Annotated in this window: 12 protein-coding genes; 8 read left to right on the top strand and 4 right to left on the bottom strand. The window is 61.5% G+C overall.

Features of this window, described 5'->3' with window-relative positions; all coding sequences use genetic code 11:
• The first annotated feature begins 17 nt into the window (after positions 1-17).
• The 7 genes from J3P94_RS16010 (at position 18) to J3P94_RS15980 (ending at position 9006) form a co-directional block, all read left to right on the top strand.
• Positions 18-1415: an OprD family outer membrane porin gene (locus tag J3P94_RS16010; RefSeq protein WP_434568757.1), complete on the top strand. Its 1398-nt coding sequence runs from the start codon at positions 18-20 to the stop codon at positions 1413-1415.
• A gap of 30 nt (positions 1416-1445) precedes the next feature.
• On the top strand, positions 1446-2474 hold the full coding sequence (locus tag J3P94_RS16005) for a phosphoglycerate dehydrogenase (protein ID WP_434568756.1): 1029 nt from the start codon (positions 1446-1448) through the stop codon (positions 2472-2474).
• The gene (locus J3P94_RS16000) at positions 2471-3436 is read left to right on the top strand and encodes an alpha/beta hydrolase (RefSeq protein WP_434568755.1); all 966 of its coding nucleotides are present in this window, start codon (positions 2471-2473) and stop codon (positions 3434-3436) included. The genes J3P94_RS16005 and J3P94_RS16000 overlap by 4 nt, the downstream gene beginning before the upstream one ends.
• On the top strand, positions 3433-4695 hold the full coding sequence (locus J3P94_RS15995) for an alpha/beta fold hydrolase (RefSeq protein ID WP_434568754.1): 1263 nt from the start codon (positions 3433-3435) through the stop codon (positions 4693-4695). Before J3P94_RS16000 ends, J3P94_RS15995 begins: the two co-directional genes overlap by 4 nt.
• A gap of 516 nt (positions 4696-5211) precedes the next feature.
• A complete protein-coding gene (treS, locus tag J3P94_RS15990) occupies positions 5212-7278 on the top strand; it encodes a maltose alpha-D-glucosyltransferase (protein WP_434568753.1) in 2067 nt (688 codons plus the stop codon).
• A gap of 127 nt (positions 7279-7405) precedes the next feature.
• Entirely contained in the window at positions 7406-8101 is a 696-nt protein-coding gene (locus J3P94_RS15985) for a hypothetical protein (protein ID WP_434568752.1), read from the top strand.
• Entirely contained in the window at positions 8098-9006 is a 909-nt protein-coding gene (locus J3P94_RS15980; RefSeq protein WP_434568751.1) for a hypothetical protein, read from the top strand. The genes J3P94_RS15985 and J3P94_RS15980 overlap by 4 nt, the downstream gene beginning before the upstream one ends.
• 30 nt (positions 9007-9036) lie before the next feature.
• Here the strand turns inward: J3P94_RS15980 and J3P94_RS15975 are convergent, their stop codons facing one another.
• The 4 genes from J3P94_RS15975 to J3P94_RS15960 all read right to left on the bottom strand — a co-directional run bounded on the left by J3P94_RS15975 (position 9037) and on the right by J3P94_RS15960 (position 12630).
• Positions 9037-9567 (bottom strand): cupin, encoded by a 531-nt coding sequence (locus J3P94_RS15975; RefSeq protein ID WP_434568750.1) that lies wholly within the window; start codon positions 9565-9567, stop codon positions 9037-9039.
• A gap of 188 nt (positions 9568-9755) precedes the next feature.
• Positions 9756-10490 carry a substrate-binding periplasmic protein gene (locus tag J3P94_RS15970; protein ID WP_434568749.1) on the bottom strand — a complete coding sequence of 245 codons (735 nt, stop codon included), beginning with the start codon at positions 10488-10490 and terminating at the stop codon, positions 9756-9758.
• Between the two features lie 24 nt (positions 10491-10514).
• Positions 10515-11858 carry a GGDEF domain-containing protein gene (locus J3P94_RS15965; protein WP_434574199.1) on the bottom strand — a complete coding sequence of 448 codons (1344 nt, stop codon included), beginning with the start codon at positions 11856-11858 and terminating at the stop codon, positions 10515-10517.
• A gap of 1 nt (position 11859) precedes the next feature.
• Positions 11860-12630: a substrate-binding periplasmic protein gene (locus tag J3P94_RS15960; RefSeq protein WP_434568748.1), complete on the bottom strand. Its 771-nt coding sequence runs from the start codon at positions 12628-12630 to the stop codon at positions 11860-11862.
• A gap of 231 nt (positions 12631-12861) precedes the next feature.
• Between J3P94_RS15960 and J3P94_RS15955 the strand changes: the two genes are divergently transcribed.
• Positions 12862-14598 carry an OPT family oligopeptide transporter gene (locus J3P94_RS15955; RefSeq protein ID WP_434568747.1) on the top strand — a complete coding sequence of 579 codons (1737 nt, stop codon included), beginning with the start codon at positions 12862-12864 and terminating at the stop codon, positions 14596-14598.
• Positions 14599-14639 lie beyond the last annotated feature (41 nt).

The raw sequence follows: 14639 nt of genomic DNA, 5'->3' as shown, positions 1-14639 counted from the left end.
AATAGATGAGGTGGTCGATGAAATCGATTAACGCCGTCGCTATGACGTTGCTGTCGACAATGTTTGTGTCTGAAGTGGCTCTTTCAGCAACGATCAGTTATCCGGACCGGTTTCAGCATGAAGGAAAGTTGAATGCTTATCTGCGCTCGGTTTATATCAATACTCGAATATCCAACGACTTGATCGAAGAGCGTTTTGGCGGTTTTCCGGACGGCAACAAACTGGGCGGTACCGGAATCGGCGCCATTCTGGATTACAACTCAAGTTATTGGGCCGGCGTCGTAGGGTTTGACGCCTCGCTGTATGGCGTGGCAATGATCGACTCCAAAGATAACGGCCGGGACTTGTTCGACGATACCGATGGGACCAATGGCGGTTTTGCGAAAGTCGGGCAGAGTTATTTCAAGCTGCGTTATGAGGGCGATGGCTGGAACGTCGATTCCCAGATGGGGCGGGGTCGGTTCGATGCGGGAACATTGGTCACGCTCGACACGCGGATTGTCCCGGGTTCCTATCAGGGAGGCCGGGCTCATTTGAATTTCACCGAGATGGGCATTGGTCCGCTTCCCGGCACGCTGGGGTTCGAAACGGCCTATATCAACCGTACGTCGCCTCGGGACAGAGAAGAGTTCGAGCACTTGTTGAGTCAGTCGGGCGAGGAAATAAAAGACCTGTACACCTACGGCGTCAAATACGACCTGAAGGCCATCGAACTTGGCTACGACCATGGCGTATCGCGGGACTTCAATGAAAACACTCGATACGGACTCACGTTGAAAGCGCCTCTCGGTGATAAAGCCGGGATCGTACTGGACACTCAATATTATGAGTTCGAAAAGGCCGGGCGAATCTGGGAACGTGATTGGCAGGCCGGCCAGGCCGCTTATGACGATGAGGCGAGCTGGTTGAATATCAACGTTGGTTTGTTGCTCGACAAACTTCGCCTGGGTGTTTCGTTTTCCGAGACCAAGGCCGAGTTGAGCAATGGGCAGCTCGGTTATGCCTACTTTGATCATGCGGACAATGTCGACGGCAGGATGGATGCCTGGACACGCTCCGGCAACGACTTCAATAACGATGGCGAGCGAACCTGGCAAATCGGCGCCGAATATGACTTGAGCGGACATTCTTTATTGGGGGCTTCGCTGGACGGTTTCAAAGTCATGACTATTTATAAACAAGGTCAGTTTGACGCCACCGATCCATTCAACGGACGCCGCACCGATGTGACCGAGCGACAGAATGAATACCGTCTCTATTATCGCTTCGATGAAAAGGAATACGCCGGGCTCTCAGTCGGCTTGATTTATATCGATTACCGCATTGACCAGGATTTTGTCGCATTGATATCCGCACAACCCGACAACGTGGTCAGCGGCTCGGAGGCCAGGGTGTATCTGGATTACGCATTTTGAATGCTGGACGTTTCTATCAAGAGGTCCGTGATGCTTGATCATCGCCATAAAATAGTGGTTACACAGCGGTTTTTCGACTCCATCGCCAGCGACTTTCTGCAGAACCATGGCTGTGAGGTGGTTGTCGCGGAGCTGGCGCCCGGACAAGCCGATGGCGATCTGAGTGAACGGCAACTGATCGACCTGCTGGCAGACGCCGACGGTTGGATCGTCGGGCACGCGAATGTCACGTCCAGCCTGCTGAATGCACTGCCGCGCGTGCAAGTCATCGCCCGTCGCGGCGTCGGTTATGAGCGGGTCGATACGGCAGCGGTGGCAGCGGCAGGGAAGGTGGCGACCATTGCTACTGGCGGCAACGATGCCAGCGTCGCCGACCACACCGTTGCGCTGATGCTCGCCGTCTGCCGTCAACTCAAGCGCTGCCAGATGGGCTTGTCGGGCAATGACTGGTCGATTCCCCTGGGCGGTGACCTGTACCGCAAGACGGTTGGCATCGTCGGGTTGGGCCGGATTGGCCGGGGTGTCCTGCAGCGCTTGTTCGGGTTTGAAGTCAGGCCGCTGATCTATACGCCTCATCCAGGCGGCGCCGAGGCCGACGGTGATTTTGTTGACCTGGATACGCTGCTCAGGCAAAGCGACTTCATCACCCTTCACGCGCCGCTCAATCCGCAAACCCAAGGACTGATCGATGAGCGCGCACTGAACCTGATGAAGCGTTCCGCGGTGCTCATCAACACCGCGCGGGGCGGGTTGGTGCGCGATGCCGATCTGCTGCGGGCTCTGCGCGAAAAGCGAATCGCAGGGGCAGGGCTCGACGTCTTTGAAAGCGAGTCGGACCCCTCGCTCTTGCCGGTGACCGAACAACTGATCCAGCTACCGAACGTGATCGTGACCCCCCATGTCGGCGCGTCCACGGTGGAGGGGCTCAATCGCACCAATCTGATCGCCGCCCAATGCGCGGTGGCCGTCCTGGAAGGACGCAGCCCGCCCAGCCATTGCGTCATTGCGGACGGACGTCGAGCTGTCGGCTGCGAGAGCCGCGTGGATAACCGGCCATGAGTCGCGACGAAAATCCGCCGGTGCATCCCGACCTGGCGGCCGTGGTCGGCGCGCTCCGGGAGCAGGGATTGTTGCCCGTCGTTCATGGGGATGTGCACAGCGTCCGGGCGCATCTGGAACGGATCAATGCCTGGGCGGCGCAACGCAGCGTGCCGCTGTCCTACGAGCGCACCCTGGGCTTTGCCGTTGATGGGCGAACGGTGCCCTGCAAACTCTATTGGCCGGAGGGCGATGAGACGCCTTGCCTGATGTTCTACTGCCATGGCGGCGGATTCCGCCACGGTTCGCTCGCCGGCTGGGACGCACCTTTGCGCCAGTTGGTGCGCGACAGTGGCCTGGCGGTGCTCTCCATCGACTATGCGCTGGCGCCGGAACATCGCTTTCCGGTGGCGTTCAACGAGGTGGCGGCGATCGTCAGCCGGGTCATCAAGCTCGGCGCTATCACCGACTGCCCGGTACGCGGCTATGCCCTGGGCGGCGATTCGGCAGGCGCCAATCTCACCTTGGGCGTCGCCATTGCACTACGCGACGCGGGAATCGATGCGTTGCGGCAGTTATTGCTGTTCTACGGCAGCTATTCGCTGGACCTGACCTCCGATTCCTGGCAGCGACTGGGCGGCTACGGCGGCCAGAATCTTTCGGTCGAGACCATGGGCGCTTACTGGGCCAGTTACCTGGCCAATGACGAGGATGACTGGCGGGTGCAGCCGATCATTGCCGATTTGGCGGGCCTGCCGCCGGTGCGATTGGTGGTCGGTGAACTGGATCCGCTGGTGGACGAAAACCGTGAGCTGGCGAGTCGATTGCAAAGCGCGGGCGTGGCAACACATCTGCAAGTACTCGCGAACATGCCTCACGGGTTCATTCGCTTCAATGAGGTGGCTCCTGTCGCACGCAACGTCATCGCTGCGCAGGGCAACGCCTTGCGCAAGGCATTTTCCGGTCGGGGAAACTTTCCATGAGTATCCGCCAAGCCTTCAGAGGAATTTGCGTGGGGGCGGTCATTGTCGTGGCAGCCAACGCGATGGCGGCCGGCACGCTTCCCGTCGGTCCCGCTGCCGGAGACATGCAGCTGTCGCCGTTTTATCGCTGGTCTGACGCGATGCCTGCGCAGCCTGGCGTGCTGCTGCGCAGCGAGGCCATGGCGGTTCAGGCTCAAATGCCTGCCGCCGCGCGCGCCTTGCGTCTGCTCTACAGCTCCATCGATCAGCGCTGGCGGTCCGGCCTCGTTCCGGTCAGCGGGGCGTTGTATCTGCCGGCAGGAAATCCTCCGGCCGGAGGCTGGCCGCTGCTGGCCTGGGCTCACGGCACGCTGGGCATCGCCGATGCCTGTGCGCCTTCGTGGGCGGGATTGCGTGAGCGTGACGCGGCGTATATCAATCGCTGGCTCGCGCGCGGCTTTGCCGTGGTGGCCAGCGATTATCAAGGCCTGGGAGGGCCGGGACCTCATCCCTATACGTTCTGGCAGGCCGAGGGACGCTCGGTCCTGGACTCGATTCGCGCTGCCCAAGCCTTCGAGCCAGGCCTGATCGCCAATCGCGTGGTCCTGGCCGGACAATCCCAGGGCGGTGGGGCGGCGCTGGGCGCGGCGATCCTTGCTGGTACCTATGCACCGGAACTGCCCATTCTGGGCGCGGTGCTCACGGCACCGAACAGCACATTCCCCGAAGGCCCCATCAAGCTGCCGCCGCGCCAGTCCAATACGGTGTTCCTGGCACTGGCGTCAGGCGCGTTGCGTGAGGACGGGCCACCGATCGAAGGCATCCTGACGGCCAAGGGGCTCGAACTGCTGAGCGTCGCCCGGCAAGGCTGTACCCGTGATATTGGGCAAAAGTCCAAGGCGTTGCAGATTGGTTCGTTTGCCGAGCTGTTCACGATCACCCCAGAGGCGTTGAACGCTGCGCGCATTCCAACGACCGATATGCCCCAGGCGTCGATAGCCTTCCCGTTGTTCATTGCCACGGGCCAGGCGGACCATACCATTACGCCAGAGCGGCAATACGCGGTCGCGGCGGCGTTGTGTGCCGCTGGCAATCCGGTGACGTGGCGTACGTATGAAGGCCTGGGGCATGACGGGGTGTTGCATGGTTCGCTGGATGACGTGTTTGCCTTTGTCGAGGCCCGGTTCGATGGACAAAATCACGCTTCCAATTGCTCCATCCTGCAGAGCCCCGGTGCGCCAGGCGAAAGAGACGTGGCGGCGCCGTTCAACGACGACTGAGTCTATGGGAGCGAGCCTGCTGGCGAAGGCGGTAACGCAGGCTGTGAACACGAACCGCCACGCCAGAGCAGGTCCCCCGTGGCGAGGGAGCTTGCTCCCGCTGGCCTGCGAAGCGGGCCCCGGCAGTTTTTCAGGCAGACCGCATCCACCGGTTTTGCGACTGCTGCGCAGCCGAGCGGGAGCAAGCTCCCTCGCCACGAGTTTTGAGGCGTCTGGGCTGGCGCCTTCGCGAGCAGGCTCGCTCCCACAGGGTTGGATCAGTCCGATTTGCGGCGGGACATCGGCCTGAACACGAACCGCCATGCCAGAGCAGGTCCCTCGCCACGAGTTTTGAGGCGTCTCGGCTGGCGCCTTCGCGAGCAGGCTCGCTCCCACCTTGGTTCGGGTTCACCCATCGAATACCCACCGCTTCGTGCCTCAATGCAACGAATACCGGGCCAGAGCCTCATATGACTAATAAGCGGCGCCGCTGATGTCGGCAGCCGGTCCGGTTTTTTCTTCACGACAGGGATTTTTATGACGATGGCTGAGAAAAATCATGTCGACTGGCTGGTCGAACAATCGATGCTCCACGCGGCGCGGCAGCGGGCCAAGCTCTATTCGGGGCAAGGACGCTTGTGGCAGCAGCCCTATGCGCACACCCGGCCCCGTGATGCTTCAGCGCTTTCCTCAGTGTGGTTTACCGCATACCCAGCCTCCATCGTCACCCGGGAAGATGGAACGGTGCTCGAGGCGTTGGGCGACGAAACCTTGTGGCACGCCTTGTCGAAAATCGGCATCCAGGGCATCCACAATGGTCCGCTGAAAAGATCCGGCGGCCTGCGCGGCACTGACTACACGCCAACCATCGATGGCAATTTCGACCGCATCAGCTTCGACATCGACCCTGAGCTGGGCACCGACGCTCAACTCCAGGCACTGACCCGCATGGCCGCTGCGCACAACGCGGTGGTCATCGACGACGTCATCCCGTCCCACACCGGCAAGGGCGCTGATTTCCGCCTGGCGGAGATGGCTTACGAAGACTATCCGGGCCTCTACCACATGGTGGAAATCCGCGAGGAAGACTGGCCGCTGCTGCCCGAGGTCGGGGAGGGGCGTGATGCCCAGAACCTCACCGCGCAGCAGGTGGACGCCCTGCGGGACAAACACTACATCGTCGGTCAGTTGCAGCGAGTGATTTTCTTCGAGCCTGGCGTCAAGGAAACCGACTGGAGCGCGACGCCGATCATCATGGGCGTCGACGGCAAGCCACGGCGTTGGGTTTATCTGCACTATTTCAAGGAAGGGCAGCCGTCGCTGAACTGGCTGGACCCGACATTTGCCGCGCAGCAAATGATCATTGGCGATGCGCTGCACGCCATCGATGTCATGGGCGCGAAGATCCTCCGGCTGGACGCCAACGGATTTCTCGGCGTGGAGCGCAAGCTCGATGGCACCGCCTGGTCCGAAAGCCATCCGCTGTCGATCACCGGCAACCAGTTGCTCGGCGGGGCGATTCGCAAGGCGGGCGGTTTCAGCTTCCAGGAATTGAACCTGACCCTCGACGACATTGCCGCCATGTCCCACGGCGGGGCGGACCTGTCTTACGACTTCATCACTCGACCGGCCTACCAGCACGCCCTGCTGATGGGCGACACCGAATTCCTGCGTTTGATGCTGCGCCAGATGCACAGCTTCGGCATCGACCCGGGCTCGCTGATCCACGCCTTGCAGAATCACGATGAACTGACCCTGGAGCTGGTGCATTTCTGGACGCTGCACGCCCACGACACCTACCTGTATCAAGGCCAGACGTTTCCCGGCAGCATCCTGCGCGAGCACATCCGCGAGCAGATGTATGAACGCTTGTCCGGCGAGCATGCGCCTTACAACCTGAAATTCGTCACCAACGGCGTGTCTTGCACCACGGCGAGCATCATCACCGCCGCCCTGGGCATTCGCGACCTCGACGCGATCACAGCGGCCGATATGCAGCAGATTCGCCAGGTGCATCTGCTACTGGTGATGTTCAACGCCATGCAACCGGGCGTGTTCGCCTTGTCTGGCTGGGATCTGGTGGGAGCGTTGCCGTTGCCGGCGGAACAGGTCGAGCACCTGATGCGCGACGGCGACACGCGCTGGATTCATCGTGGTGCCTACGACCTGGTCGACCTCAACCCGGAAGCGCCGCTGTCAGCCGGGCAGATGCCGCGTCCAAAGACTTTGTACGGCAGCCTGCCGAGCCAGTTGAAGGACCCGGATTCGTTCGCCTCGCAACTGCGCAGGATCCTCGCGGCGCGCCGCGCCTACGACATCGCGGCGAGCCGCCAGATCCTCATCCCGGACGTCGAGCATCCGGGGCTGCTGATCATGGTTCACGAACTGCCGGCCGGCAAAGGCACGCAGATCACCGCGCTGAACTTCGGTTCGACGCCGATCACCGAAACCCTGCACCTGCCCGGTATCGCACCGGGGCCAGTGGTGGACATCATCAACGAGCGGGTCGAAGGGGATCTCACGCCCGAGGGTGAGTTCACCATTACTCTGGATGCGTTCGAGGGGTTGGCGCTGCGGGTGGTGAGCAGTTCGCCGATGATCTAGGGAGCAGCAAGCGAAGAAGCGTATGGAAGATCAAAGGATTGAAAAAATAAATATCAATGTGCCACTATTGTTACTGCCGTCGCTGCCGACATAAGCAGCATCGTTTTTAATCATAGGGACTTGATACATGTCTTTTCATACGCTTCGCACCCTGGCAGCACTGACCGTTGTTGCTTGCCTGACACTCACCGGCTGCGCTCATGTCCAGCCTCCGGTACCGCTGGACCATCAATTCTGGGATGCCAAGGAGACCACCGTTGGCGTGGCGATCAACGTGGTGCCGGAACCCGTCCTGGCGCTGACTGGCAACCAGGGTCTGCTGGACCTGGCCATCAACAAAGGCGTCAACAGCAAGCTCAGCGATAATGTTGAAAAATGGCAAGTGCGCGATCTCAACACATTGCCGGATGCCATTGTCGCCAAGTTGCAAGCCAAGGGTTACAAGGCCAAGCGCATCAACGAGCCGGTGGATTTGAACAAGTTCAAGGAGACGAGTTTCCGTGAAGGCTACACCGTCCGCGACCTGACATCGATCAAGGCCACCTACGGTGTCGATCGCCTGCTGCTGGTCAACGTGACAGGGACCGGAGCCACCCGCAGTTATTACAGTATCGTGCCGACCAGCGTACCCATGGCGCAGGTATTCGGACAGGGCATGCTGATCGATCTGGCCGATAACAGACTGTTGTGGTTCAAACCCTTTTCCGTCGTGCAGGCCGCCCAGGGCGAGTGGGACGAGCCGAACTATACCAATCTGACCAATGCCTTCTACCAGGCGATGGATACGAGCCGTCAGCAAATGATCACGCCGTTCGAACAATGAAGCGTGAATTGATCGCGGTCACCTCAGTGGCCCTGTTGATGCTGATGGGATGCGCGCAGAAACCGGCACCTGAGGCCGGTTTCAAATCGCAGGACGCGGTGTCCTACGTCAAGGCCCATGGAGTCAAGGTGGACCTGCAATTGCCGCAGGCGTTTGTGGGAGCCAGCACGGTGGTCGACGCGCAGGCCGCGCAGAAGGCAGCGTCGTCCAGTCATACCCTGGTCGCAAGCTCCGGTAACAGCGCCGGGCTTGCCGGCTTGCTGGTTGCCAGCCTGATCAATACCCAGATGGGCAGTGGCAGCTTGCAGCGCGATGCGGAAAATACCGCCGCCAAGGAGTCGCGCCCGCTGGCGGACCTGCTTGCCGGCGTGCCGTTGCAGGAGCGGTTGCAACAGCGCTTCCAGCAAGCGTCGCTGGTGGCAGGACTCAAGCAGGGGCAGGGGCCGGTCAGCGCTCGCCTGGTGATCGAGCCCAAACTGATGCTTACGCCTGACCGTGGCAGTTTCGTGCTGATCAATCAGGTACAGGTCCAGGACATCGCGGGTTCCGCGTTGTATCGCATGCGCATCGAGGTTTCCAGCCAGCCGATCAGGCGCTGTGGCAAACGCTGTATTGACGACGGCTCGCTGGATCTGGCGCAAGTGACCCAAGTGCTCGACGAATGCATCGACGAGTCGATGCGGGTGCTGGCAACCGACCTGATGTTACCGGTGCCACCAGAGGCGGCCCAGGAAACCCTGCGCTATGTGCTTGACGGCCAGCGTGTGGTCGAGCGCGGCTACCAGTTGGCCAATATCGGTAACTACTGGCGCTATCGCAACCTGTATGGCGCGGTGAAGTCGGTGCCGGTCCCTTTCGAAGACGCGCTGTCCCAAGAGCAGTTGCAGAAGGTCTACGGTCGTTGACCGTGGATCGTTGCGAAAGGCTGCGAAATGTCAGCGTTGGCTCCGCCAATATCGACTGACAGCACCCTTGGCGCCTTGCACCGGATCCTGATCAGGAAACGGTAGCGCGTCGATGTTTGCCAGTTGCGCCGCGCTCGGCGCTTCGCGGCAGATGTCGGCCTGCTGGCCCGGTGGATACGCTCCGACGACCAGGAAATCTTCGCTGGAACCCAGGTTGCAATGCCCGGTGCCGGCAGGTAGCAGCAACACGTCGCCTGCCTGGACGTCGATCACTTGGCCATCGGGGCCGCCGATCATCAAGCGCGCTTGACCGCTGGCGACGCCCAGAACTTCGTGGCCCTCGGTGTGGTAATGGTGGAAATCGTAGATCCCGTAGCGCCATTGCGGCGGCCAGCCGTTGCTGCGGAACATCTCTTCCAGCTGGGCGGCCAGATCACCTGCCTGGGCAGCCATCGCGTCACGGTAGATGATCACCGGCAGGCGCGGATGGTTGGGTACCCAATCGTTGCGTTCCAGCATCAGGGTCTGAATGGACTCCGATGCCGAGTTCAGTGTGCTCATCGATACATCTCCATCGCGGTAGCCGAACCCAGGAATGTGGGAGCGAGCCTGCTCGCGAATCGGTGTGACAGACGACATTGATGTCGAATGTGCCGCCGTCTTCGCGAGCAGGCTCGCTCCCACAGAATCTAATGGGCTAGACGATGTTTGCGATGCGAGAGTTCAACGTCGCTGACCGGTGCCGCTCGTCAACGCTTCTCCTTCATGATCCGCTCGACTTCGCCCGACGCCTTCAGCGCTTCAAACGCGCGCTGGGCCCTGGCGACCGTTTCGTCCGGCGTGCTCAGGCTGAAAGCCAGGTAGACCCGGTGGGGCTGCTCGTCGAGGGCATAGACTTCCTCCAACTGATTGAAATCCATCTGGGCATCCTGGCTCATCAGGCGTGCCGTGTTCTCCGGCATCGGCACCAGTTGGACCTGACGGTTCAACAGTTTCTGGAAGTTGTCGTGGTTGTTCGCCGACACGACCAGACGACTGAAGCCACGTTCTTGCAGGTAGATCTGCTTGGCGTCATTGCGTATCACGCCGATGCTGTACTGCTTGGCCTCTTCAAGGTTGCGGACAGTGATGGGGTCGGCGTCGCGCAGCTTGTAGAGCCGGCTGGTGGAACGATGGATTTCACCGACCCACTTGAACAGCTGTTCCCGGGCCGGGGTGCGATCCAGTGGGAAAATCAGCACGTTGGGTTCGCGCAAGGCCATCTCATAAGCCCGCGCCCAGGGATACAGGGCCATGCGAAAATCGCTGAGGTTGGCCTGTTGCAGCGTGTCGGACGCGATATGGATGCCGGGGCCGACGAGTTTGTCGTCGCGCAGATACGCGTAAAGCGAGTCCTCGGTCACGACCTCGATCGTTTCGGCCTGGCTTGTGAGACTGATCAAGGCCAGGAGTACGCAGGAGCAGAGCATCAGAGAGTGGCGCATACAGACCTCGACGTTGATGGATCTTCAGAGGGAGACGCGGTTGCGTCCCTGGTGCTTGGCCCGGTACAGCGCCTGGTCGGCGCGTTGCATCAGTGGATCGAAATGATCCATGGTCTCGGGGTCCAGCTCGGCGACGCCGATGCTCAGGGTGACGAAGGGCGAGACCGATGAGCCGCTGTGGGGCAGCTTGCGTTCGGCCAGGGCGGCGCGCAGCCGCTCGGCTGCCTCGCAGGCCTGCTGCGCGTCGATGTTTGGCAGCACGACGACGAATTCCTCGCCACCCACTCGCGCGGTCAGCTCGCCGGAGCGCCCGAACACGTCACGCAGGGTTTCGGCTATCTGTTGCAGGCACAGGTCGCCGTTCATGTGGCCGTAGGTGTCGTTGTAGATCTTGAAAAAATCCACGTCGCACATGAGCACCGCCAGCGGCGTCCTATGACGCATGGCGCGGCGGAACTCGACTTCCTTCAGTTCGTCGAAGTGGCGACGGTTGGCCAGGCCGGTCAAGGCGTCGTGGCGGGACAAGGCTTCGAGGGCCTGGTTGGCGGCCTTGAGTTCCGCCGTGCGCGCCTCGACCAGTTCGACCAGTTGATCGCGGCTGGCGGCGATCGCCAGTTCGTCCGAACGCTGGCGCTCCAGGTGCGCATGGAGATTGTCCTGCAGCTCGTTGACCTGGGTTTCGAGCAGGCTCAGTTCGTCCTGGCGGTTGACCGAGCGCTGCAATTTGAGGTGACGCTTGAGAGTTTGCGGAGCGAGCTCACCCAAATGCCGGGCAATATGCACCACATGGATGGTCACCAGGCGGTTGAACATGGTCATGACCAGCCCGGCCAGGAGCATCGATTGGATGATTTGCGTGATGACGATGGTGCGCGCTTCGCCCCACAGGCGCCTCCAGAGCAGTTGATTATCGCCCTCGATGATCAGCTCGCCGACTTTTTCATGAGCGCCGAGATAGGGTTGCGCGATGAGCTGGCGCTGCAACACCGGTGCCGAGCCGGCGTTACCGGTGGTGTAGCGGTTGAGTTCGATGATTTCCGGTGAGCGGCCGGGCCGCAGGACATTCAGGACCACGCGTCCGACCGGCGCTGCACTGGCGACACTGTTGAGCTGCTTGTCCAGGGACTCGCGATCCATTTCCCAGATGGCGTGGGCCAGGGTGTCCTGGAACACCTGGTCAATCAGCCCCAGCTCGGAATTCATCTCCGCCAGGTTGCTTTCCCAGGCCAGCCAGGTGCGCCATGTCACCATCGCCACGGTGAAAATCAGACAGAACAGCAGCGTCGCGAGCACCAGTCGACGCCCCAGGGAGCTGAGGGCCTTGGCCTGTGGTCGTTGAAAGGGCGCCGGGGCGAAGTTGCCGTCCATCTCATAACCACTTGCGCGCGATGGCATCGTAGACGCCGTTGCGACGAATGGCCTCCAGGCCGGCGCGGAATTTCTCGACGGTTTGCGCCGGCGTGTTGCGGCTGAATGCCATGTTCAAGCCGTCGGCGCTGCTCAGTTCGGGCAGCGGCAATGACCGGATGAGGACTTTTTCCGGGTCTTCGCCATTCTGCCGGGTCAGGTACAGCGCGTTGAGTTCGTTGGAAATCCACAACTCCACATGATCGACCTTGAGCTTGCGGTAGTTGTGTTCGTATTTGGTGCTCGATTGCAGATCCTCGCCGATGCGGAACCCCTTCGAGACCAGGTATTGCTCGCCGACGTCCTGATTGACGGTCGCGATCTGGTGCCCATGGGCATCGGCCAGGGAGCTGAGCTTCACTGGCCGCTCAGCCAGGGAGTAGATGTACCACTGGGTCGGGGCGATGGCGCCGATCCACTGGAAAAGCGCTTCGCGTGCGGGCGTGCGGACGATCGAATAGATCAGGACGTTGCTTTCGTTGAGCGCCAACTCGTACGCGCGGGCCCAGGGCATCGGCTGGATCGACGCCTGGACGCCGATCTCCTTGAGCACGGCCTCGACGACCTCGGTGCTCATGCCGGTCACGCGTCCGTTCTGCGTCATGTTGTAGGGCGGCAACTCCTCCGTGACGATGCGCAGCGGCGGCTCAGCCGCGATGGCCAACGCCGCCCCACCTGCAAGCAGGAGCACCAGGACGCCAGACATCAGTAAGCGGTTAAGCTGCAAAGCCATTGATCATCACCCTATGCGACCAGCAGAGCCTGACGAGGCCGGAGGGCCGCCGTCACACAGGTTATCGGCCAGGTGGAGGGCTGCTTGAGGAGAGCGTTCGATTGTCGGGGCTGACGGCTCTATTCCGTGGTCGCCAGAACTATCGTCGGTGAACCTTGCGTCGATACAGCACTCACTTGTCAGGTAGTTGCCTCGGCTGAGCCGACTGTTTTTTGCCGATAAGGAATTCGCATGGACCAGATTTCGAGCCCGCATGTCCTCCCCGTCGAACGCGAATTCAGCCCGCGCGCGGTCATCACGGGGATCGTGCTTGGCATCCTCCTGACGCCCTCCAATGTCTATGCCGGATTAAAAATCGGCTGGTCATTCAACATGTCGATCATTGCCTTGCTGGTCGGCTACGGCATTTGGCAGGGCCTGGCCAAACGCTCGGCTGCGGCGCTGCCGTGGACGTTGCACGAAAGCAACATCAACCAGACCGTCGCGTCGGCAGCGGCGTCGATCATCTCCGGCGGGCTGGTCGCGCCCATTCCGGCGTACACCTTGCTGACCGGCCAGCAACTGGACCCGGTGCCGATGGTTGCCTGGGTGTTTTCGGTGAGCTTCCTCGGCATCTGGATTGCCTGGTACCTGCGGCCGTCATTGCTCAATGACAAGGCGCTGAGGTTTCCTGAAGGCATGGCGACCCTGGAAACCCTCCTGCACATCTACAACCATGGCCAGGAAGCCGCGACGCGGCTCAAGATCCTGCTCGGCGCGGCGCTGCTGTCCGGGCTCGCCAAGTGGGTGGATACGTTTTGGTGGACCATCCCGCGTTGGTCGCCGAACGCACAGTTGGAGCGCCTGACCTTTACCGCAGACCCTTCGCTGTTGCTGGTGGGGTTCGGCGGCATCATCGGCATCCGCGTCGGCCTGACCCTGCTGCTCGGCGCGCTGCTGGCGTGGGGCGGGTTGGCGCCGTGGCTGCTAAAAAATGGCCTGGTGCAGTTACCGCCCGGCAGCAGTGGACCGCAATTTGCGGTGCTGGTGGAGTGGCTGCTGTGGCCGGGGGTGAGCCTGATGGTCTGCTCGACGCTGGCTTCCCTGGCGATTCGCCTGTGGTCGTTGCACGGTTCCACCAAGGCCAGCGGCGCGGCGACCTGGGTGATTCCCAAGGCCGGCCCCGCCCTCGGTTTCCTGTTGGCGATCATTCTGGTGGTAAGCCTGCAAGCGCTGTTGTTCGGCATCAATCCGTGGATGGCGCTGCTGACCATCCCCTTGGCCATCTGCCTGGCGGCGGTGGCGGCCCGGGTGGTTGGCGCCACGGGTATTCCGCCTATCGGTGCCATCGGGCAATTGTCCCAGTTGAGTTTTGGCATCGTCGCCCCGGGCCAGGTGCCGATCAATCTGATGAGTGCCAATACCGCCGGCGGTTCGGCCGGGCAATGCACGGACTTAATGAACGATTTCAAGGTGGGCCGAGCGATCGGCGCCACGCCGCGCAAACAACTGCAGGCGCAGACCCTGGGAATCTTCATCGGCAGCATCGTCGGCGTGCTGGCCTATCTGGCGCTGATCCCGGACCCCCAGACCATGCTGCTCACCGAAGAGTGGCCGGCCCCGGCGGTCGCCACCTGGAAGGCCGTGGCACAAACCCTCACCCATGGCCTGGACTCACTGTCAGCCAGCATCCGCTGGGCGATTTTCATCGGCGCCATCGCCGGCTTGCTGCTGGGCATCCTCGACAGCCTGCTGCCGGCCCATCGGGCCCGCTACCTGCCAAGCACGGCGGCGTTGGGCCTGGCCTTTGTCCTGCCGGCCTCGGTATCGCTGATGATGGCCCTCGGCGCCGTGCTCACCTGGCTGGTGAGCTGTCGCTGGCCAAGCCTCACGGAACGGTTCGCTATTACGGCGGCGGCGGGGTTGATTGCGGGGGAGAGCATTACCGGGGTAGGGGCGTCGTTGTGGGAGATGGTGGGGAATATGTGAGTAGGGGCATCTATGAGTGTGCAGTTTACATGTGCCTGCAA

Source organism: Pseudomonas sp. Z3-8 (assembly GCF_051131975.1).
Lineage (GTDB): Bacteria > Pseudomonadota > Gammaproteobacteria > Pseudomonadales > Pseudomonadaceae > Aquipseudomonas.
The sequence above is the reverse complement of the archived record's forward strand: the minus strand, read 5'-3'. Positions and strand labels throughout refer to the sequence as shown.